Here is a 19,630-nt window from a genome sequence, read left to right on the forward strand (position 1 = left end):
TACCAAACAATCCCTAATTCTGTCTTAAAGTTCATTCCAGCTTCTTCTGGGGGTAGAATTGAATATAATGATACTTCAAAATAAAACATTAGTAGGAAATATAAGAATAAAAGAAGAAAGATAATCCATTTAAAAAGTTTTATCCTCATAAACATCACCTTTTTATTTTTGGACGACTATTCAGTTAACCTGCACCGTTACTTGAACAAAGGTCGGCTGCTTGTTCAGCAAACGCCCCCTTTAGTTTAATAAAGGAAAATATGTTCAACTGTACTTTACTTATGTATTAAAAACTTTTTAATTCAAAAAAATACTATTATAGTATAATTTAAAGGTGAAATTATACTATAATAAAATTTTTAGGAGGAACAATTATGAAAAAACTTTTACTACTGGTATTTTTGATTTCTACAAGTTTGGTGTTCGGTGGGTGCAGTAATGCCGAATCTAATGGAACTAAAGTAGATAAGGATGGGATAAAACAAGAAGTGAGCGAAAAGGAACAAGATGAAAATGTTCTTGCTTTTGAGGTTGATGGTGAAAAAGTGGAAGTAGAATTGACGGAAGCTGATGTTCAACCACAATTAGCAAAAAAAGTATATTTACCTGAAGGCTTCGAAACAAAACAAGTGAACGAAAAACAATTTGAGGCCATTGGAACAGGCGAGTATCAAGACATAAATGTTTTTGTTGAAAAAGGCAGAGCGATGCCTGATGTAGAAAAGCAAGTTTATGATTGGTCTAAGTTTATTACAGCAGCAGGTGGTCCGGGCACGGAAATTAAAGAAATAGATTTTAATGAATATCCGGTATTAAAAGAAAACTTTGACTATGTTGCTGAGATTAAAAATGGCAATGGTGGTACTAAATACGCTGCATTCAAAATGGGCGAAGAAACTACTTTTGTCTACGTTTCTATCTTTGATGAAGAAAAACAAGTAACTCACAAAGAATTTGCTTTGGAATTAATGAAAAAAATACAACTTCCAACACCTGCCTAATGGCAGGTGATTTTCTGTGAATAGATTCTATTCACTAAAATTGATTTTTAATTTTAATGCCTTACTTATAGCCTCTACTCAACTAAACTGCCCCTTTAATTGAGTATTACTTACCCTTCAAGAAGTTGCATATAATACAACTCCTCTCCTTCGTATTCTACGAAAAGAAACCCTTTAACCTCTTCAGTATTTGAATAAACCTTTGTCCCTTTTGGTAATTTGGTTGCACTAAGGTCATTAAATAACCAGCTGTTCTTTGTTTGTTTTTTCACTTCTCCCAGGAGATGCTCCTTAGAGAATGGAACTTCTTCACCATCCTGAAACCACTCCAGGTTAGTAACATTGTTATAAATAAAACCTTCATGCTGTATAATATCTGCATCATCACTTTGTTTCAGTACGTCTCGGGCGGTCACTTTTCCCCCATCAGCCATACCACATCCAACTAAAGCAAGCGACAAACTTACAGTAATAAATAGCGTTTTTATCCCTTTCAAGACTCACACCCCTTTGTGTTCATCATCTTCCTCGTTCAACCTTTTTATTTCTTTCTCTAAGTTATCTAAACGTCTATGAATACGATAAATAATCGGAAGATATGCAACAGCTACAAGGATTAACCAACCCATTTTCTTCCCCCTTTTTATGATTGTTCATTAACACCTTGTTCAGCTAAACTGCCCGTTACTTGAACAGAGGGCGGCTGCTTGTTCAGCAAATGCCCCCGTTAATTTGAAGATTACATCTCTCTTTTTGTAATTGTAGGTTAGATATCTACAAATAATCGGTCTAATTCATTCCAGTTTTCTGCAATCCAAATATTTTCTTCACTAAACCTTTTTAAAGATGCGTTCTGCTTTTCCTCAACACGGACCCATTCAGATTCTTTCCACCAAGTTAATTTTATTGAACGAACCAACTGTTCTCTTGTTAGTGGCTTATATTCTCGATAACCTTCCACGAACTTTAAAACCTTCTGAAGGTTCATACTACCTTCTTCCAAACAGCAGGACAGTATAGGTCTCGAAATATCAAATTCCTGATAAACATAGTGCATTCTATCAAAATCAAGTATGGCTGAGACATTGCCTGCATTAAACAGAATGTTATCGGAAAATAAATCCCAATGACACCACCCCTGTTCACATTCGGAAAATATCTCTAAATTTGTTGATTCAATTATTCTTCTTTGGGTCTCCAGAATCTTTATTGTTTTTGGGCATTTGAAATTAATTGCCTCATTTCTTCTATTCTGTAAGCCTCTCAGCATATTTTCCTTAGTATTTGGTCTCCAATGTAAGGGAACCTTAGGTGTATTGGTCTCATTAAGTAATTTATGCATTCTAGATATTACTTTCCCTAAACTTTTAACCTGATTTTCATTAGCTGTTCCAGGCATTACATTTTTCCCTTCGCAAAGACCCATAAGTACAAAGTTAGTACCATCTGTCGTTGTACTAACGTATTTTTCATTATGTAAATACAGTTTTGGACAAGGAATACCTAATTCATATAATCTATCTTGGTGTTTTAAGGAAATTTCTAATTCATTAATCCTGTTATTTGGATAGCGTTTTTTGTTATATTGTTTAACAAAAAAACCACCTATATCTGTGGTTATTTTCCACTTTAAATTCAAATAGCCTAAATCAATACTAGCAAAACTTAATATATTTACCTTGAATTTGTCCTCCAAGGCTTCAAAGATAGATTTTCTAACATCACTTTCATTTGAAGAATTCATTTAACTACCCCTTTAATGCTTGCTTGTTGTTCCATTTGTCTATCTTTTCTAAATACCTCGGCGGGCAGCTTCTTGTTTGGCAATAGCCCCATATAACGGAATTGTTATTGTATTCTACCTAAGAAATTTTCGACTTCCTTAGGATTTGTTAAAATAATAATCTCCTTTTCTCTTGAGAGCTTTTCGAGTTTAGCTAACACCTTTGGCTTTTTAGTTTTTGGATAATCCCAAACCCACTTTAAAAACTTCAAATCAACTTTCTCATTACAACCCTCACTCATATCAGGTCTTGTTTTATTATGGAATCTAATCATTCTATTAAACACACGGTATACACATATAACCCTCGATATATCTAGAAAAACAATCGTGTCTGCCGCTTCTAACCTTATGTCCAAGGTGCTATTGTAATTCCCATCAATAATCCACTTATCAGTATTAACTAACTCTTCCTGTACTTTTATTTGCTCTTCTCTTGTAGTAATAGTCCAATTTGGTTTCCAATGTAAACTATCTAAATGCCAAACTTTTATGTTTAGCTTTTCTCCTATTTTCTTAGCTAATGTTGATTTTCCTGAACCCCCAGAGCCAATTAACGCTATTTTGTTCATAAATTAAAAAAACCTCCGTTAAAAAAATATGTTCTGCAATCCTGCCCCTTTACTTGAACAAAGGGGCGGCTGCTTGTTATTGCAAGTACATTTTCAAAAAGTCTGTATCATTCAATTAAGGAGCAGTATGTAATTTTGATTCGTACCACTTAGGTATTGTTCTATCGAAATATTCATGGTCCTCTAGAATTAATTCAATTCTCTCAAGGGCATCATTAAGAGAATGAGGATCATAATTTGTAGTCCAAACAAGGGTTGAAAATATGCTCATTGCAGCGTATAGGGAGTACAATCTCCAAAAATAATCACTTGGTTTTGATGAAAAATAACCGTCGATTTGTCCTATAATAAACGGCTCACTAATTCTTCTACTAAACAAAGAAAGATTATAGAAATCATGATACGGATCCCCGTAATCGTATCCATTGAAATCAATAATCCCATTAAAATTATCATCAAAAAGTATTATATGTTCCAAATGAAAATCGTCATGCAGGAGAGCATTAGGTCTATCCGCTAATAACTCAATATTATTTTCAATAAACTCAATGACCTTATTATCTTTATTAAGTTTAAAGTTGCCTTTCTCATATTCACCTAGATAATATCTATGCTTCTTACTTTGTCTATCATTCCAGCTAGATACATGAGATGGGCCATTTATTTGATGAATTTTATATAGTTCTTTACCAGCCGCCATGCCAATTTGATATTGAATACTATTAGAGCATTTTTTAAAAGCATCAACTGCGGGGGTACCTTCGATATATTCTATTACCATATAACAGATTTCATCATTTATTATCTTTTCAAATATGAAAGGTTTTTGTGACTGAATATTTTTTTCCTTTAATTCTTGCAGCAAGTTGTATTCTTTTTCTCTTTCAAGATGATACTTTATGTCAGAAATGCGTAAAAGATACTTTTTAAATCCCTTTACAACTATGTATTTATTATCTGGCGAATACCCCTTCTCTAATTTTTTAACTTTTGAATAACCATTTAAATAAGGTATTCTATCTAATACATCTTCAATGGTATAATTCATCTCCAACCTCCCTAATGTTATTAAATTCATATAAAATCCGCTTAAGTATTTTGCGTAATTCCAATTATTTCAAATATAGAGTTACTAATCAATATGTTCTTTAATTAAATGGCCCGTTTGTTGAATAACACCTTCCCCTTCGTTATGCATAAAAATAACACCATATACAATTTTTGTTAAAATTATTTTTAATCCACTTGATCTTTAATCTGATCATTTCTATATAATCTACTATCTGAAGGAGATTTTCCAACTGGAAAATCAGTGTGTCACTGTATCAAGCGAATACTGTTTCATCCTATTCAGAGGTCACATATGGCTTTTAAAATAAACTGCTTCCACCGAGATATTGTGCACTTTTGTTTTATACAATGATATAAAATAGAACATACCCATAAAGATGCGATTATTTATCCAGCCGGAAATCTATTTAATTAACGAGGTAGCTAATCCACTAATAACTGCTCCACTCCCAAAACAAAAACCCTCAGAAACTCTGAGGGTTTTAATGATGAACGTTTTCGAATGCCAGTTTGATGCCGAAACCAATCAAAATTGTACCCGTCAATGCCTCGATCACTTTGGTGGTTCGAGGTTTTTTCATAAATGTGCTGATCTGGTTAATTAAGAAAATATATAGCATGAACCAAACAGATGTCAGGACTGCATAAGTCGCACCCATTAAAAGAAAGGGTATCAAGGTGTCACTTCCCGTAGATACAAACTGCGGCAGAAAGGTAAGGAAAAAGACGGCCACTTTAGGGTTTAAGATATTTGTGAGAAACCCCTGTTTAAAATATGATTTGTTCTTATATTTGTTGGTTTGAGGATGCTCCTCTGAAATGGCCTGATTTTTAAGCGCCAAAATGGATTTTATTCCTAAGTAAACGAGATAGGCCGCCCCTGCATATTTAAAAATCGAGAATAAGAATGCAGATTTTACAATGATCGCTGAAAGGCCTGCTACAGCAGCAAGAGTATGAATTAACAACGCGCATATGGTACCCGATAAAGTTTTCATCCCATTGGCACTGCCGCCAGCAAGTGTATTCTTGGTTACGATGGCTGTATCAGGTCCAGGCAGGATAATGAGCATTACCGACATAATGATAAATAAATAAAAGTTCTCCATGTTTACCTCTCCTTTCTGTTCAAGTAATGTATCACAGGGCTGGTGCAAAAATTGTCAATAGACGTAGTAAATCCAGAATATTGTAAACTTTAATGACAGTAAATAGTAATAATTATGTTCATTGCTCACCCGTGTTGCTATGATAGCCAAATACCTAATATAGGAATAAAATAAATGATTTCTGAATATTTTTATAATATAATAGAGTTACAGCTGATAGAAAGCGCTTACAATGCTTCTGTGAATCTACATATAGACTAAATATTTGGAGGGATTTCATGATTTATGCACAGCCGAACAAAGAAGGATCAAAGGTGGATTTTAAAAAGAAATACGATAATTATATTGGCGGAGAATGGGTAGCGCCGGTAAAAGGTGAATACTTTGAGAATGTTTCTCCTGTGAATGGAGAAGTATTTTGTGAGATTGCAAGATCAACGGCTGAGGATGTTGAATTGGCACTGGATGCTGCTCATGAGGCGAAGGTTGCATGGGGAAAAACGTCTGCAGCTGAGAGAGCCGTTATATTAAATAAGATTGCAGATAGGCTAGAAGAGAATCTTGAAATGCTGGCTGTTGCTGAAACCTGGGATAACGGAAAACCAGTAAGGGAAACCCTTAATGCTGATTTGCCGCTTGCCATTGATCATTTCCGTTACTTTGCTGGATGTATCCGTGCGCAGGAGGGAAGTATCGGTGAAGTGGATAATGATACAGTAGCTTACCATTTCAACGAGCCTCTTGGAGTAGTGGCTCAAATCATTCCATGGAATTTCCCTCTGTTGATGGCGACTTGGAAGCTGGCACCAGCTCTTGCAGCAGGGAATTGTGTTGTATTGAAACCGGCGGAGCAAACACCGGCAAGCATCATGGTCATGATGGATCTGATTGCAGATCTTCTGCCGAAGGGTGTAGTGAATATTGTCAATGGTTTCGGGGTGGAAGCTGGAAAACCGTTGGCTACAAGCCAAAGGGTTGCAAAGGTGGCATTCACTGGTGAAACAACTACCGGGCGTCTGATTATGCAATATGCTTCTCAAAATCTTATTCCAGTCACGCTGGAGCTTGGCGGGAAATCACCAAATATCTTCTTTGAAGATGTGATGGCACAGGATGATGATTTCCTTGATAAGGCTATTGAAGGGTTTGTACTCTTTGCACTTAATCAGGGGGAAGTTTGTACCTGTCCTTCTCGTGCTCTCATCCATGAATCCATTTATGATAAGTTCATGGAAAGAGCACTTGAGAGAGTCAAGGCAATCAAACAAGGGAATCCACTGGATACTGAAACAATGGTCGGAGCCCAGGCTTCCACTGAACAGTTAGAAAAAATTCTTTCTTATATCGATATTGGTAAACAGGAAGGTGCGGAGGTATTGACAGGCGGAAACCGGAATTACCTTGAAGGCGAACTGGAAGGCGGCTATTATGTAGAGCCGACAGTATTCAAGGGGAATAATAAAATGCGCATCTTCCAAGAGGAGATTTTCGGACCGGTTGTTTCCGTGACGACTTTTAAAACAGCTGAAGAAGCACTTGAAATTGCAAATGACACCCTTTATGGATTAGGCGCAGGTGTCTGGTCAAGGGATATAAACACTGCATACCGTTTTGGCCGAAATATTGAGGCAGGCCGAGTATGGACCAATTGTTACCATGCTTATCCAGCTCATGCTGCATTCGGTGGTTATAAGATGTCAGGTATTGGCCGAGAGAACCACAAAATGATGCTGAGCCATTACCAGCAGACAAAGAACCTATTGGTCAGTTATAGTCCTCAGAAGTTAGGTTTCTTTTAATCCTCATAAAAAAAAAGGAGGATGAACATGCTTGATATAAAAAAAGTAGTTGCTACAGAAGAGGCGTCCAAACTTATCGCGAGGCTGAAAGACAAACATGGCCAACTCCTGTTCCATCAATCGGGAGGGTGCTGTGATGGAAGCTCGCCGATGTGTTACCAGGAAGGCGACATGCTGATAGGGGAAAGCGATGTTCTGCTTGGACATATTGATGAATGTCCTTTCTACATTTCCAAGGCTCAATATGAGTATTGGAAACACACCCAATTAATCATTGATGTAGTCAAAGGAAGAGGCGGGATGTTTTCGCTCGAAGGTCCAGAAGGTGTCAGGTTCTTAACGAGATCAAGAATATTTACGGAAGAAGAAAGGGCACATATTTAGAACTCTAAAAAACGACCTGTCAATTATCAATTGGCGGATCGTTTTTTGAATCGCAGTCCATAAAACTAGTGTTCAATGGAGTTGGCTATCTGAACAAGTGTCCCGGGAAGCATCAATTCCGAGCCGTTCTTATTTATACTGAGCATATACTGCCATTTCCCTCTTTCAAAAGCGAGTACATTAAACCCTGAGTGGTCCAAAAATACTGCCTCATCTCCGTGTTTCAACTTAAGAACTCTAATGATATCCTTGTTGCTGTAATCTATTTTGTACTGAAGGGGCCGGATAATAATTTTGTAATGGTTGTCCGGGAATTTTTCATTTATGTATTTCACTTCAAAAGAATCTTTGGCGTCTCCATCCAAATCATTAACCCTGCCCATCACATGAGTGAACGGTATGGGAGGAAGTCTAAGGGGAAGCTTCAAGTCCTCATTATAATGTTGTTTGAAATCATGGGCTGCTTGTTCAACAGAGGTATACCCAACATCCCTATAAACAGATTCGCGGCTATGATCAACTTCAAGTCCGTTTGAAAGGACAGGGGTAACTGTTTTAAAAAGCAACAGAACTATCAATGCAGAAACAGAGAAACATTTCATTATATAGGTCACTCCAAAATAAAGGTTGGAAATATCTTTCCCGCTACATCTGGAACTATGCTAAAAATAAAGAAAAGAAAGAAATACCATTGCATTCTTGGTTTTAAAATGATAGTATACTATTACTGTCTCCAAGAGAGACAATCATCTGAATTGCTTTCGAAAAAAAGTTATTGAACTTGTTGACAGAGTGATTCATCGGTGGTAAGATATAAAAGTTGCTTCAAACGAGCGACGAAAAAATAGTTTTTCGCAGAAGTTGACACTAACGAAATGAAATGTTAAGATAGACTTCTGAATGATTGAACCTTGAAAACTGAACAAAACAAGACAAAACGTCAACGTTAATCTAGTAAGAACTTGGTTCTTACAAAGTTGCTAACACTTTAATTAGCAAATGAGCAAGTCAAACTTCTTTCGGAGAGTTTGATCCTGGCTCAGGACGAACGCTGGCGGCGTGCCTAATACATGCAAGTCGAGCGGACGGATGGGAGCTTGCTCCCTGAAGTCAGCGGCGGACGGGTGAGTAACACGTGGGTAACCTGCCTGTAAGACTGGGATAACTCCGGGAAACCGGGGCTAATACCGGATAGTTCTTTTCCTCACATGAGGAAGGGTGGAAAGGTGGCTTCGGCTACCACTTACAGATGGACCCGCGGCGCATTAGCTAGTTGGTGAGGTAACGGCTCACCAAGGCGACGATGCGTAGCCGACCTGAGAGGGTGATCGGCCACACTGGGACTGAGACACGGCCCAGACTCCTACGGGAGGCAGCAGTAGGGAATCTTCCGCAATGGACGAAAGTCTGACGGAGCAACGCCGCGTGAGTGATGAAGGTTTTCGGATCGTAAAGCTCTGTTGTTAGGGAAGAACAAGTGCCGTTCGAATAGGGCGGCACCTTGACGGTACCTAACCAGAAAGCCACGGCTAACTACGTGCCAGCAGCCGCGGTAATACGTAGGTGGCAAGCGTTGTCCGGAATTATTGGGCGTAAAGCGCGCGCAGGCGGTCTCTTAAGTCTGATGTGAAAGCCCACGGCTCAACCGTGGAGGGTCATTGGAAACTGGGGGACTTGAGTACAGAAGAGGAAAGTGGAATTCCACGTGTAGCGGTGAAATGCGTAGATATGTGGAGGAACACCAGTGGCGAAGGCGACTTTCTGGTCTGTAACTGACGCTGAGGCGCGAAAGCGTGGGGAGCAAACAGGATTAGATACCCTGGTAGTCCACGCCGTAAACGATGAGTGCTAAGTGTTAGAGGGTTTCCGCCCTTTAGTGCTGCAGCTAACGCATTAAGCACTCCGCCTGGGGAGTACGGTCGCAAGACTGAAACTCAAAGGAATTGACGGGGGCCCGCACAAGCGGTGGAGCATGTGGTTTAATTCGAAGCAACGCGAAGAACCTTACCAGGTCTTGACATCCTCTGACAACCCTAGAGATAGGGCGTTCCCCTTCGGGGGACAGAGTGACAGGTGGTGCATGGTTGTCGTCAGCTCGTGTCGTGAGATGTTGGGTTAAGTCCCGCAACGAGCGCAACCCTTGATCTTAGTTGCCAGCATTCAGTTGGGCACTCTAAGATGACTGCCGGTGACAAACCGGAGGAAGGTGGGGATGACGTCAAATCATCATGCCCCTTATGACCTGGGCTACACACGTGCTACAATGGACGGTACAAAGGGCAGCAAGACCGCGAGGTTTAGCAAATCCCATAAAACCGTTCTCAGTTCGGATTGCAGGCTGCAACTCGCCTGCATGAAGCTGGAATCGCTAGTAATCGCGGATCAGCATGCCGCGGTGAATACGTTCCCGGGCCTTGTACACACCGCCCGTCACACCACGAGAGTTTGTAACACCCGAAGTCGGTGAGGTAACCTTTTGGAGCCAGCCGCCTAAGGTGGGACAGATGATTGGGGTGAAGTCGTAACAAGGTAGCCGTATCGGAAGGTGCGGCTGGATCACCTCCTTTCTAAGGATATATGAGACGTGACGCGTTGATTTTGTTTTGTTCAGTTTTGATGGTTCAATAAGATTTTTTGCGAAAGCAAACAAATCCACCATCAAACATTGTTCTTTGAAAACTAGATAAAGATAGTCATGAAGAAAGTCAAGAAAGAACCGAGAATTCGCCATTTTAGGATATCTCTTATGAGATATTGTTTTAAACTAAGGTGAAGGAGAAGCGAGGAGTGCAAGGCGCCCGTGTTTCTGAGCAGCGGAGTGTACCTTACCGTACATGAGCAGCGGAAGAAACGAAGGCAACGCCGCAATCCGAAGCTTATCGTTCGCCGATGGTTAAGTTAGAAAGGGCGCACGGTGGATGCCTTGGCACTAGGAGCCGATGAAGGACGGGACTAACACCGATATGCTTCGGGGAGCTGTAAGTAAGCTTTGATCCGGAGATTTCCGAATGGGGGAACCCGCTGCACGTAATGGTGCAGTATCCATACTTGAATACATAGAGTATGGAAGGCAGACCCGGGGAACTGAAACATCTAAGTACCCGGAGGAAGAGAAAGCAAACGCGATTCCCTGAGTAGCGGCGAGCGAAACGGGATTAGCCCAAACCAAGAGGCTTGCCTCTTGGGGTTGTAGGACACTCTATACGGAGTTACAAAGGAATGAAGTAGACGAAGAAGTCTGGAAAGGCTCGTCACAGAAGGTAACAACCCTGTAGTCGAAACTTCGTTCCCTCTTGAGTGGATCCTGAGTACGGCGGGACACGAGAAATCCCGTCGGAAGCTGGGAGGACCATCTCCCAAGGCTAAATACTCCCTAGTGACCGATAGTGAACCAGTACCGTGAGGGAAAGGTGAAAAGCACCCCGGAAGGGGAGTGAAATAGAACCTGAAACCGTGTGCCTACAAGTAGTCAGAGCCCGTTAACGGGTGATGGCGTGCCTTTTGTAGAATGAACCGGCGAGTTACGATCCCATGCAAGGTTAAGTCGGAAAGACGGAGCCGCAGCGAAAGCGAGTCTGAATAGGGCGAATGAGTATGTGGTCGTAGACCCGAAACCAGGTGATCTACCCATGTCCAGGGTGAAGTTCAGGTAACACTGAATGGAGGCCCGAACCCACGCACGTTGAAAAGTGCGGGGATGAGGTGTGGGTAGCGGAGAAATTCCAATCGAACTTGGAGATAGCTGGTTCTCTCCGAAATAGCTTTAGGGCTAGCCTCATGTAGTAAGAGTCTTGGAGGTAGAGCACTGTTTGGACTAGGGGCCCTCATCGGGTTACCGAATTCAGACAAACTCCGAATGCCAAAGACTTATCCATGGGAGTCAGACTGCGAGTGATAAGATCCGTAGTCGAAAGGGAAACAGCCCAGACCACCAGCTAAGGTCCCAAAGTATACGTTAAGTGGAAAAGGATGTGGAGTTGCTTAGACAACCAGGATGTTGGCTTAGAAGCAGCCACCATTTAAAGAGTGCGTAATAGCTCACTGGTCGAGTGACTCTGCGCCGAAAATGTACCGGGGCTAAACGTATCACCGAAGCTGTGGATTGACACCATTTGGTGTCAGTGGTAGGAGAGCGTTCTAAGGGCTGAGAAGCTGGACCGTAAGGACTGGTGGAGCGCTTAGAAGTGAGAATGCCGGTATGAGTAGCGAAAGACAGGTGAGAATCCTGTCCACCGAATGCCTAAGGTTTCCTGAGGAAGGCTCGTCCGCTCAGGGTTAGTCGGGACCTAAGCCGAGGCCGAAAGGCGTAGGCGATGGATAACAGGTTGATATTCCTGTACCACCTCTTTTCCGTTTGAGTGATGGGGGGACGCAGGAGGATAGGGTAAGCGCGCTGTTGGATATGCGCGTCTAAGCAGTTAGGCTGGTGATGAGGCAAATCCCGTCACCATAAAGGCTGAGCTGTGACAGCGAGGGAAATATAGTACCGAAGTTCCTGATTCCACACTGCCAAGAAAAGCCTCTAGCGAGGAAAAAGGTGCCCGTACCGCAAACCGACACAGGTAGGCGAGGAGAGAATCCTAAGGTGAGCGAGAGAACTCTCGTTAAGGAACTCGGCAAAATGACCCCGTAACTTCGGGAGAAGGGGTGCTCTGGTAGGGTGCAAGCCCGAGAGAGCCGCAGTGAATAGGCCCAGGCGACTGTTTAGCAAAAACACAGGTCTCTGCGAAGCCGTAAGGCGAAGTATAGGGGCTGACGCCTGCCCGGTGCTGGAAGGTTAAGGGGAGTGCTTAGCGCAAGCGAAGGTGCGAACCGAAGCCCCAGTAAACGGCGGCCGTAACTATAACGGTCCTAAGGTAGCGAAATTCCTTGTCGGGTAAGTTCCGACCCGCACGAAAGGCGCAACGATCTGGGCACTGTCTCAACGAGAGACTCGGTGAAATTATAGTACCTGTGAAGATGCAGGTTACCCGCGACAGGACGGAAAGACCCCGTGGAGCTTTACTGTAGCCTGATATTGAATTTTGGCACAGCTTGTACAGGATAGGTAGGAGCCTTGGAAACCGGAGCGCCAGCTTCGGTGGAGGCGCTGGTGGGATACTACCCTGGCTGTGTTGAACTTCTAACCCGCGCCCCTGATCGGGGTGGGAGACAGTGTCAGGTGGGCAGTTTGACTGGGGCGGTCGCCTCCTAAAGAGTAACGGAGGCGCCCAAAGGTTCCCTCAGAATGGTTGGAAATCATTCGCAGAGTGTAAAGGCACAAGGGAGCTTGACTGCGAGACCTACAAGTCGAGCAGGGACGAAAGTCGGGCTTAGTGATCCGGTGGTTCCGCATGGAAGGGCCATCGCTCAACGGATAAAAGCTACCCCGGGGATAACAGGCTTATCTCCCCCAAGAGTCCACATCGACGGGGAGGTTTGGCACCTCGATGTCGGCTCATCGCATCCTGGGGCTGTAGTCGGTCCCAAGGGTTGGGCTGTTCGCCCATTAAAGCGGTACGCGAGCTGGGTTCAGAACGTCGTGAGACAGTTCGGTCCCTATCCGTCGTGGGCGCAGGAAATTTGAGAGGAGCTGTCCTTAGTACGAGAGGACCGGGATGGACGCACCGCTGGTGTACCAGTTGTCTTGCCAAAGGCATCGCTGGGTAGCTATGTGCGGAAGGGATAAGTGCTGAAAGCATCTAAGCATGAAGCCCCCCTCGAGATGAGATTTCCCATCACTTTATGTGAGTAAGATCCCTGAAAGATGATCAGGTAGATAGGTCTGAGGTGGAAGCGTGGCGACACGTGCAGCTGACAGATACTAATCGATCGAGGACTTAACCACGTTAAAAAGCGCAGGCGGTTTTAATAGCCGCCGGAGCTGGATTGCAAAATAGCGAAACTCGGAATCCTTTCTGATTCTTCATGACCTTTATCTAGTTTTGAGAGAACGATGTTCTGTCAACTTCATACAGTCTGGTGATTAAGGCGAAGAGGTCACACCCGTTCCCATGCCGAACACGGAAGTTAAGCTCTTCAGCGCCGATGGTAGTTGGGGGATCTCCCCCTGTGAGAGTAGGACGTCGCCAGGCAATCAAAAGAGTACCCGAAGGGGTGCTCTTTTTTTGTGTAAAAAAGAATCAGAAGAACGAACAGGTTATGTAGTTCCGGCCTTTAATCAAGAGCACTGCTCGGGTGGAGAGGAGCAAGAAGGTCAAGGACGCGAGGGAGAGAACACCGGAGTGGGCTCTGCCCATGAGGATGTGAACGAGCGAAGCGGACGAAGAGATTCGCCGCTCATCGCCGTCCGAGCCTTCAGTGGCGATGGAAGTTGGGGGCTCCCCCTGTGAGAGTAGGACGTCGCCAGGCGACCAAAAGAGTACCCGAGGGGTGCTCTTTTTTTGTGTAAAAAAGAATCAGAGGAACGAACAGGTCGTGTAGTTCCGGCCTTTAATCAAGAGCACTGCTCGGGCGGAGAGGAGCAAGAAGGTCAAGGACGCGAGGGAGAGAACACCAGAGTGGGCTCTGCCCATGAGGATGTGAACGAGCGAAGCGGACGAAGAGATTCGCCGCTCATCGCCGTCCGAGCCTTCAGTGGCGATGGAAGTTGGGGCTCCCCCTGTGAGAGTAGGACGTCGCCAGGCGACCAAAAGAGTACCCGAGGGGTGCTCTTTTTTTGTGTAAAAAAGAATCAGAAGAACGAACAGGTTATGTAGTTCCGGCCTTTAATCAAGAGCACTGCTCGGGCGGAGAGGAGCAAGAAGGTCAAGGACGCGAGGGAGAGAACACCGGAGTGGGCTCTGCCCATGAGGATGTGAACGAGCGAAGCGGACGAAGAGGTTCGCTGCTCATCGCCGTCCGAGCCTTCAGCGCCGATGGTAGTTGGGGGCTCCCCCTGTGAGAGTAGGACGTCGCCAGGCGACCAAAAGAGTACCCGAGGGGTGCTCTTTTTTTGTGTAAAAAAGAATCAGAAGAACGAACAGGTTATGTAGTTCCGGCCTTTAATCAAGAGCAGAGCTCGGGCGGAGAGGAGCAAGAAGGTCAAGGACGAGAGGGAGAGAACACCGGAGTGGGCTCTGCCCATGAGGATGTGAACGAGCGAAGCGGACGAAGAGATTCGCCGCTCATCGCCGTCCGAGCCTTCAGTGCCGATGGTAGTTGGGGACTCCCCCTGTGAGAGTAGGACGTCGCCAGGCGACCAAAAGAGTACCCGAAGAGGTGCTCTTTTTTTGTGCGAAAAAGAATCAGAACGAACAGTTTGTGTAGTTCCGGCCTTTAATCAAGAGCACCACTCGGGCGGAGAGGAGCAAGAAGGTCAAGGACGAGAGGGAGAGAACACCGGAGTGGGCTCTGCCCATGAGGATGTGAACGAGCGAAGCGGACGAAGAGATTCGCCGCTCATCGCCGTCCGAGCCTTCAGAGGCGATGGTAGTTGGGGCTCCGCTGTGAGAGTAGGACATCGCCAGGCAATCAAAAGAGTACCCAAAGGGGTGCTCTTTTTTTGTGCGAAAAAGAATCAGAACGAACAGTTTGTGTAGTTCCGGACTTTAATCAAGACCACAGCTCGGGCGGAGAGGAGCAAGAAGGTCGAGGACGAGAGATTGAGGAAGCCGGAGATTACGTTTTGGAGTGCTGGAAGGTGGAGAGTTGGCTGGCTGTGGTGTTCTTAAGGAAATGGACTTGCAGCATGGTGAGATTAAATCTATGAACCTCCGTCATTTGAGGAGGCTGCCAATAACCGGTCCATGACATTGGAATTATGAGTGCTGAGGACGCTCAAGCTTTCCATCTGTGCCTTCAAATTCAGGTTGATTGTTCGAAAAATATGATTGACTTTTCTGTCTTTTTAGCATACCTTTATCATATACTTCAGAGTTCGAAATAAGTCTTTCGCAACAGTATGGAATCCCCTGATATTTCTGCTCTTGCCGCCTACATCAATCACTCCTCGCAAAGACTTCTTATACCGTGTACTCTATTATTAAAAAAACTGTTCAGTAAATAGAAAGGGTGGGAGGCATGAAAACCCCGACCGCAGCAAGTGAAGAGATTCCTGTTCTACTTTCTGCCTTCTATGACCATGTGGATGAAGCCGTATTAATTTCTCGGTTTGATGATGAATTCAATACCTGTTTCCTGGTGGATGCCAATCCTGCGGCGTGTGAGCTGCTGGGATATAACAAAAATGAATTGTTGAAAATGGATCCTGAGGAGGTGCTGTTCTCCAATATAAGCAGCAGGCTTTTCAGTTTTATGAAAGACCAGCTAATTAAAAATAAGCAGGGTTCGCACGAAATGGAGCTTCAGACGAAGAATGGTGAATCAGCAGTAGTTGAGATCAAGTCGTCATTGCTTGAATGGAAGGGATTTTTTTATGTTTTAAGTACAATCAAAAATATCGAGTTGAAAAAAGAAATGCAAGATGAGTGGCTGGCCGATAAGAATAGGACCATGGAGCTGCTGAATGGTGTACAGTCGTATATTATCATCATGGATAAAAAAGGGAGCATCATCAGTGCTAATAAATATTGTGAAGCGAAGACAGGCTACACATCTGATGAACTGCAGGGGAAGGCAATATGGGATTTGCTTTTTGATGACAAGCAGAAGGAACCACTTTTGATTAACTGTCAGGATGGGCTTGCGTCTGATCAAACTTATGAAAGCTGCTGGATTTCAAAAGGTGGAGAACGTCTTTATATTCAGTGGTCTGTATCCTTTTTAAATGAAGATGATTCTGAAAGAGGTTATATCGTTGGAACTGGAATTGATATATCACAAAGAAAAGAATACGAAAACACTTTGCTGGTAAGCACTCAAAAGTACAGGAGTCTGGTGGAGGATAATCCGGACGGTATTGTAGTTTTTGAGGAAGAAAACATGATTTATCTTAATGAAGAGGCGCAGAAAATTTTAGGATATCCCTCTACAGCAGCGAAGATGACCTCCCTGTTTTCAAGGGTGCATCCTTACGATAGAGAGAAAGCGATCAGTTATTTCAAGGGACTGTTGAGCAATGAGAACGTTACCCACCATATTATCGACCTGGAAATCATCAGGCCAAGTTCCAGCCGTGTGACGGTGGAGGTAAAAGGGATAACCAATATGGTTCGGAAAAGGAAATATAGTCACCTTGTCATACGGGATGTGAGCTTGCGAAAACAGGCAGAAAGTAACCTGGTAAAAGTGAACCGCCAAATGGAGAATGTGTTGAGTTCCACTGATGAAATCATCATTGGCCTCTGTAAGGATCTAAGGGTAACCTTTGTTAATCAATCATTGGTGAACCTGCTCGGTGTTGCCCCACCTAATTTAGTCGGTTTAAACGGCCAAGAACTGTTCAACATGGTTTCTTGTTTGAGTGAGGGGCAAGTATCGATTGATTTGCCCGGTTTGTTGAAAAAGGAGTCTGCGGAAATCCTTCTGTTGGTTAAGGGAGTCAAAAAATATTTTGAAGTGAAAGTTCTTCCACTTGGTTTTGAAGAGGGCGCATTAATCACGATGTATGATATTACGGACAGAATTTTACTCAACAGACAGCGGGAGAGATATTATGATTCCATTGCATGCGGGATCACAGTACAGGATGTAAGAGGAAAGATTCTTTACGCCAACCAGAATGCTGCAGAAATTATTGGGGTGGACAAGGGTGAAATCATGGGGTTTCATTTCAAAAATCATGATTGGCAGCTGGTTGATGAAAATGGAGAAAAGCTTCAATTGGAGGAACATCCTTGGAGAAAAGCAGTCAGGACCAAACAAGAAATCAATAATTTTGTCATGGGCTTTTATCACCCTCAATTCAAGGAAGTGAGATGGGTCCTTGTGAATACACGGAATGTTTTTGAGGAAGAGGAAGATTCCATTGAAAAGGTGATCGCGACTTTTCATGATATCACGGAAAAAGTAGAACTTGATAAAATTATGAAAGAAAAGGAAAAGCTGGCCTTGGCGGGGAAGCTTGCTGCAGGGGTTGCCCATGAAATCAAGAATCCACTGACAAGCAGTCTTGGATTTGTTAAATTTATGAAGGATGAGAATGAGGTTGATGACAGTTATCTTGATATCGTCTTAAGAGAGTTGGAAAGCATCAATATGGTCACCAGTGAATTTTTGACTTTGGCAGAGCCGCAGTCTCTCCAAAAGGAAAGATTACGGATTGTGGACGATGTCATTCTTCCACTAATGGAACAGTTGGAAAATCAATTGGTAGTAAGAGGGATAAAGATCAATCTTTTTCACCCCACAGACCAAATCATTCTTGGAGTAAAGGAGCAAGTTAGACAGCTGTTCCTTAATATTATCAACAATAGTATAGAAGCGATGCCCGGCGGCGGAAATATAGATATATCATTGATGCGGGAAGATAAATATAGTGTGGTCAGTATTAAGGATGATGGGGCAGGAATTTCCCCTGAGCGTTTAAAGTTTCTGGGGGAACCTTTTTATTCTATTAAAGAGAAGGGGACTGGATTCGGCCTCCTGCTTTGCAAAAAAATTGCTCATGAACATAATGGAAATCTGGTCATTAAAAGTGTACTGGGGAAAGGGACACTGGTCGAGGTCAGCTTGCCGTTGGAAGAAAAGAAGCACTAAGAGGGTGGGAAACCATTCTCTTTTTCTTTTATGTTTTTCGTATAGAATTTATCTTCGAGACATCCACAAGGCATGAATACAGAGATTTTTCAGGAGAATTATCATTGTTTTTTGGAATTCATAGTGTATAGCAGCAAAGTTGAAGAAAAGAGCTTAATTCTTGGAGAATCCCGGATTAACAGTTCACAAAAAGGGAAAGTTCTAGTAGAGTAAGTAGAAATCATGGATTACAGCTGCTGTCTGAATCTGATGGGAGGAAAACGGGAGTGCTGGAAAACAGTTTGATCATGGTCGCAATTATTCTGGTCATCAATATAGTATACGTTTCATTTTTTACCATCCGGATGATTCTTACATTAAAGGGTTACCGGTATATTGCTGCGTTTGTCAGCATGTTTGAAGTTGTAATATATGTTGTGGGGCTGGGCCTTGTGCTCGATAACCTGGACCAGATCCAAAACCTGGTCGCATATGCTGTCGGATATGGGCTTGGTGTCATTGCGGGTATGAAAATCGAAGAGAAGCTTGCACTTGGCTACATTACGGTCAATGTGATTACGGCAGATTATGATAAGTCTCTCCCTGATAAGTTAAGGATGAATGGATATGGAGTGACGAACTGGGCTGCTCATGGTCTTGAAGGCGACCGGATGGCAATGCAGATCCTGACACCCCGTAAGAATGAAATGAAGCTGTACCAAACCATTAAGGAACTGGATCCGAAAGCCTTCATCATTGCCTATGAACCGAAGACGATACACGGCGGATTCTGGGTGAAGGCGGTAAGGAAAATCAGAAAGGAAAATTTGTCTGCCAATGAGTAAAAATAAGAAGATGTTTGAAGTTGAAGAAAATGAAAGCATTTCAGCATGCTTGGACAGAATGAAGCAGGAAGGGTATGCCCCTGTGAAAAGGCTGGAGAAGCCGGTATTTAGTGAAGAGAAGAATAATGAAAAGGTTGAATATGTCCCTGTCCGGCAAAAGATTGTATTCGAAGGAAGGAAGATGGACTGAAACACGAACGTTAATTTTCTGAAATTTATTATTGTTCGATTTTTCGTTGACAGTTACGATGTGGTGTTGTTATGATGAAAACAACAAGTAAACACCCTCATATAATCTTGGGAATATGGCCCATAAGTATCTACCCGGTTACCGTAAATGATCGGACTATGAGGGAAAGTAGCTGTCTGGAGAACAGGCGGGGTCTATCCATTTTTGGAGTGGTCCCGGCTGTTGGGCCCGGGTTAACTGCTTTCTCTCATGAGAAGCGTTAATCCGGGTTTTTGTGTTTTAGCAAGGCAATGTATCAGGTATACAAGTCTTTACCGCT

13 protein-coding genes, 3 rRNA genes, 1 pseudogene and 1 riboswitch are annotated in these 19,630 nt (G+C 43.1%); of the genes and pseudogenes, 10 read left to right on the plus strand and 7 right to left on the minus strand.

The genetic code is table 11. The features are described from left to right. The first annotated feature begins 374 nt into the window (after window positions 1-374). On the plus strand, window positions 375-1,001 hold the full coding sequence (locus AC4E8A_RS01755; RefSeq protein WP_490196451.1) for a hypothetical protein: 627 nt from the start codon (window positions 375-377) through the stop codon (window positions 999-1,001). 110 nt (window positions 1,002-1,111) lie between these two features. Here AC4E8A_RS01755 and AC4E8A_RS01760 read toward each other — a convergent pair whose 3' ends face one another. From AC4E8A_RS01760 to AC4E8A_RS01785, 6 genes are all read right to left on the minus strand, one after another. Beyond that, window positions 1,112-1,498 (minus strand): hypothetical protein, encoded by a 387-nt coding sequence (locus tag AC4E8A_RS01760; RefSeq protein WP_490196452.1) that lies wholly within the window; start codon window positions 1,496-1,498, stop codon window positions 1,112-1,114. A gap of 3 nt (window positions 1,499-1,501) precedes the next feature. Further along, window positions 1,502-1,630 (minus strand): hypothetical protein, encoded by a 129-nt coding sequence (locus AC4E8A_RS01765; protein ID WP_490196453.1) that lies wholly within the window; start codon window positions 1,628-1,630, stop codon window positions 1,502-1,504. A 137-nt stretch (window positions 1,631-1,767) separates the two neighbouring features. After that, complete coding sequence (locus AC4E8A_RS01770) at window positions 1,768-2,745, minus strand: phosphotransferase (protein WP_490196454.1); 978 nt, start codon at window positions 2,743-2,745, stop codon at window positions 1,768-1,770. Window positions 2,746-2,849: 104 nt separating this feature from the next. Beyond that, complete coding sequence (locus AC4E8A_RS01775; RefSeq protein WP_490196455.1) at window positions 2,850-3,356, minus strand: DNA topology modulation protein; 507 nt, start codon at window positions 3,354-3,356, stop codon at window positions 2,850-2,852. A gap of 115 nt (window positions 3,357-3,471) precedes the next feature. After that, entirely contained in the window at window positions 3,472-4,404 is a 933-nt protein-coding gene (locus AC4E8A_RS01780) for an aminoglycoside phosphotransferase family protein (protein WP_490196456.1), read from the minus strand. Between the two features lie 505 nt (window positions 4,405-4,909). Further along, on the minus strand, window positions 4,910-5,536 hold the full coding sequence (locus AC4E8A_RS01785) for a LysE family translocator (protein WP_490196457.1): 627 nt from the start codon (window positions 5,534-5,536) through the stop codon (window positions 4,910-4,912). A 278-nt stretch (window positions 5,537-5,814) separates the two neighbouring features. Here AC4E8A_RS01785 and adh point away from each other — a divergent pair, with 278 nt between their 5' ends. Continuing rightward, window positions 5,815-7,335, plus strand: a complete 1,521-nt coding sequence (adh, locus tag AC4E8A_RS01790) for an aldehyde dehydrogenase (protein WP_490196459.1) — start codon at window positions 5,815-5,817, stop codon at window positions 7,333-7,335. A gap of 27 nt (window positions 7,336-7,362) precedes the next feature. Next, complete coding sequence (locus AC4E8A_RS01795; protein WP_490196460.1) at window positions 7,363-7,719, plus strand: DUF779 domain-containing protein; 357 nt, start codon at window positions 7,363-7,365, stop codon at window positions 7,717-7,719. Window positions 7,720-7,784: 65 nt separating this feature from the next. Here the strand turns inward: AC4E8A_RS01795 and AC4E8A_RS01800 are convergent, their stop codons facing one another. Next, window positions 7,785-8,321 carry a hypothetical protein gene (locus AC4E8A_RS01800; RefSeq protein ID WP_490196462.1) on the minus strand — a complete coding sequence of 179 codons (537 nt, stop codon included), beginning with the start codon at window positions 8,319-8,321 and terminating at the stop codon, window positions 7,785-7,787. A gap of 414 nt (window positions 8,322-8,735) precedes the next feature. Here AC4E8A_RS01800 and AC4E8A_RS01805 point away from each other — a divergent pair. The 7 genes and pseudogenes from AC4E8A_RS01805 (at window position 8,736) to AC4E8A_RS01835 (ending at window position 19,311) form a co-directional block, all read left to right on the plus strand. After that, window positions 8,736-10,286: ribosomal RNA gene (locus AC4E8A_RS01805) — 16S ribosomal RNA — on the plus strand. Window positions 10,287-10,610: 324 nt separating this feature from the next. Continuing rightward, a 23S ribosomal RNA gene (locus AC4E8A_RS01810) occupies window positions 10,611-13,546 on the plus strand. Window positions 13,547-13,676: 130 nt separating this feature from the next. Further along, window positions 13,677-13,793: ribosomal RNA gene (gene rrf / locus AC4E8A_RS01815) — 5S ribosomal RNA — on the plus strand. The 16S, 23S and 5S rRNA genes sit together here, the layout of an rRNA operon. A 1,458-nt stretch (window positions 13,794-15,251) precedes the next feature. After that, a pseudogene (locus tag AC4E8A_RS01820) lies at window positions 15,252-15,429 on the plus strand (GNAT family N-acetyltransferase); the annotation flags it as partial. Window positions 15,430-15,720: 291 nt separating this feature from the next. Beyond that, window positions 15,721-18,297, plus strand: coding sequence for a PAS domain S-box protein (locus AC4E8A_RS01825; RefSeq protein WP_490196463.1), 2,577 nt, complete (start codon window positions 15,721-15,723; stop codon window positions 18,295-18,297). 287 nt (window positions 18,298-18,584) lie between these two features. Beyond that, on the plus strand, window positions 18,585-19,121 hold the full coding sequence (locus AC4E8A_RS01830) for a DUF2179 domain-containing protein (RefSeq protein ID WP_490198749.1): 537 nt from the start codon (window positions 18,585-18,587) through the stop codon (window positions 19,119-19,121). Then, entirely contained in the window at window positions 19,114-19,311 is a 198-nt protein-coding gene (locus tag AC4E8A_RS01835; RefSeq protein ID WP_490196464.1) for an NETI motif-containing protein, read from the plus strand. Before AC4E8A_RS01830 ends, AC4E8A_RS01835 begins: the two co-directional genes overlap by 8 nt. Before the next feature lie 77 nt (window positions 19,312-19,388). After that, window positions 19,389-19,490: riboswitch (purine riboswitch) on the plus strand. The last annotated feature ends 140 nt before the right edge of the window (window positions 19,491-19,630 follow it).

It is taken from the genome of Bacillus sp. SRL337, from assembly GCF_984799155.1.

Coding starts and splice junctions, on each gene's coding strand:
- AC4E8A_RS01755 (WP_490196451.1), top strand. CDS start 375: ATGAAAAAACTTTTACTACTGGTATTTTTGATTTCTACAAGTTTGGTG.
- AC4E8A_RS01765 (WP_490196453.1), bottom strand. CDS start 1,630: ATGGGTTGGTTAATCCTTGTAGCTGTTGCATATCTTCCGATTATTTAT.
- AC4E8A_RS01770 (WP_490196454.1), bottom strand. CDS start 2,745: ATGAATTCTTCAAATGAAAGTGATGTTAGAAAATCTATCTTTGAAGCC.
- AC4E8A_RS01775 (WP_490196455.1), bottom strand. CDS start 3,356: ATGAACAAAATAGCGTTAATTGGCTCTGGGGGTTCAGGAAAATCAACA.
- AC4E8A_RS01780 (WP_490196456.1), bottom strand. CDS start 4,404: ATGAATTATACCATTGAAGATGTATTAGATAGAATACCTTATTTAAAT.
- AC4E8A_RS01785 (WP_490196457.1), bottom strand. CDS start 5,536: ATGGAGAACTTTTATTTATTTATCATTATGTCGGTAATGCTCATTATC.
- adh (WP_490196459.1), top strand. CDS start 5,815: ATGATTTATGCACAGCCGAACAAAGAAGGATCAAAGGTGGATTTTAAA.
- AC4E8A_RS01795 (WP_490196460.1), top strand. CDS start 7,363: ATGCTTGATATAAAAAAAGTAGTTGCTACAGAAGAGGCGTCCAAACTT.
- AC4E8A_RS01800 (WP_490196462.1), bottom strand. CDS start 8,321: ATGAAATGTTTCTCTGTTTCTGCATTGATAGTTCTGTTGCTTTTTAAA.
- AC4E8A_RS01825 (WP_490196463.1), top strand. CDS start 15,721: ATGAAAACCCCGACCGCAGCAAGTGAAGAGATTCCTGTTCTACTTTCT.
- AC4E8A_RS01830 (WP_490198749.1), top strand. CDS start 18,585: ATGGTCGCAATTATTCTGGTCATCAATATAGTATACGTTTCATTTTTT.
- AC4E8A_RS01835 (WP_490196464.1), top strand. CDS start 19,114: ATGAGTAAAAATAAGAAGATGTTTGAAGTTGAAGAAAATGAAAGCATT.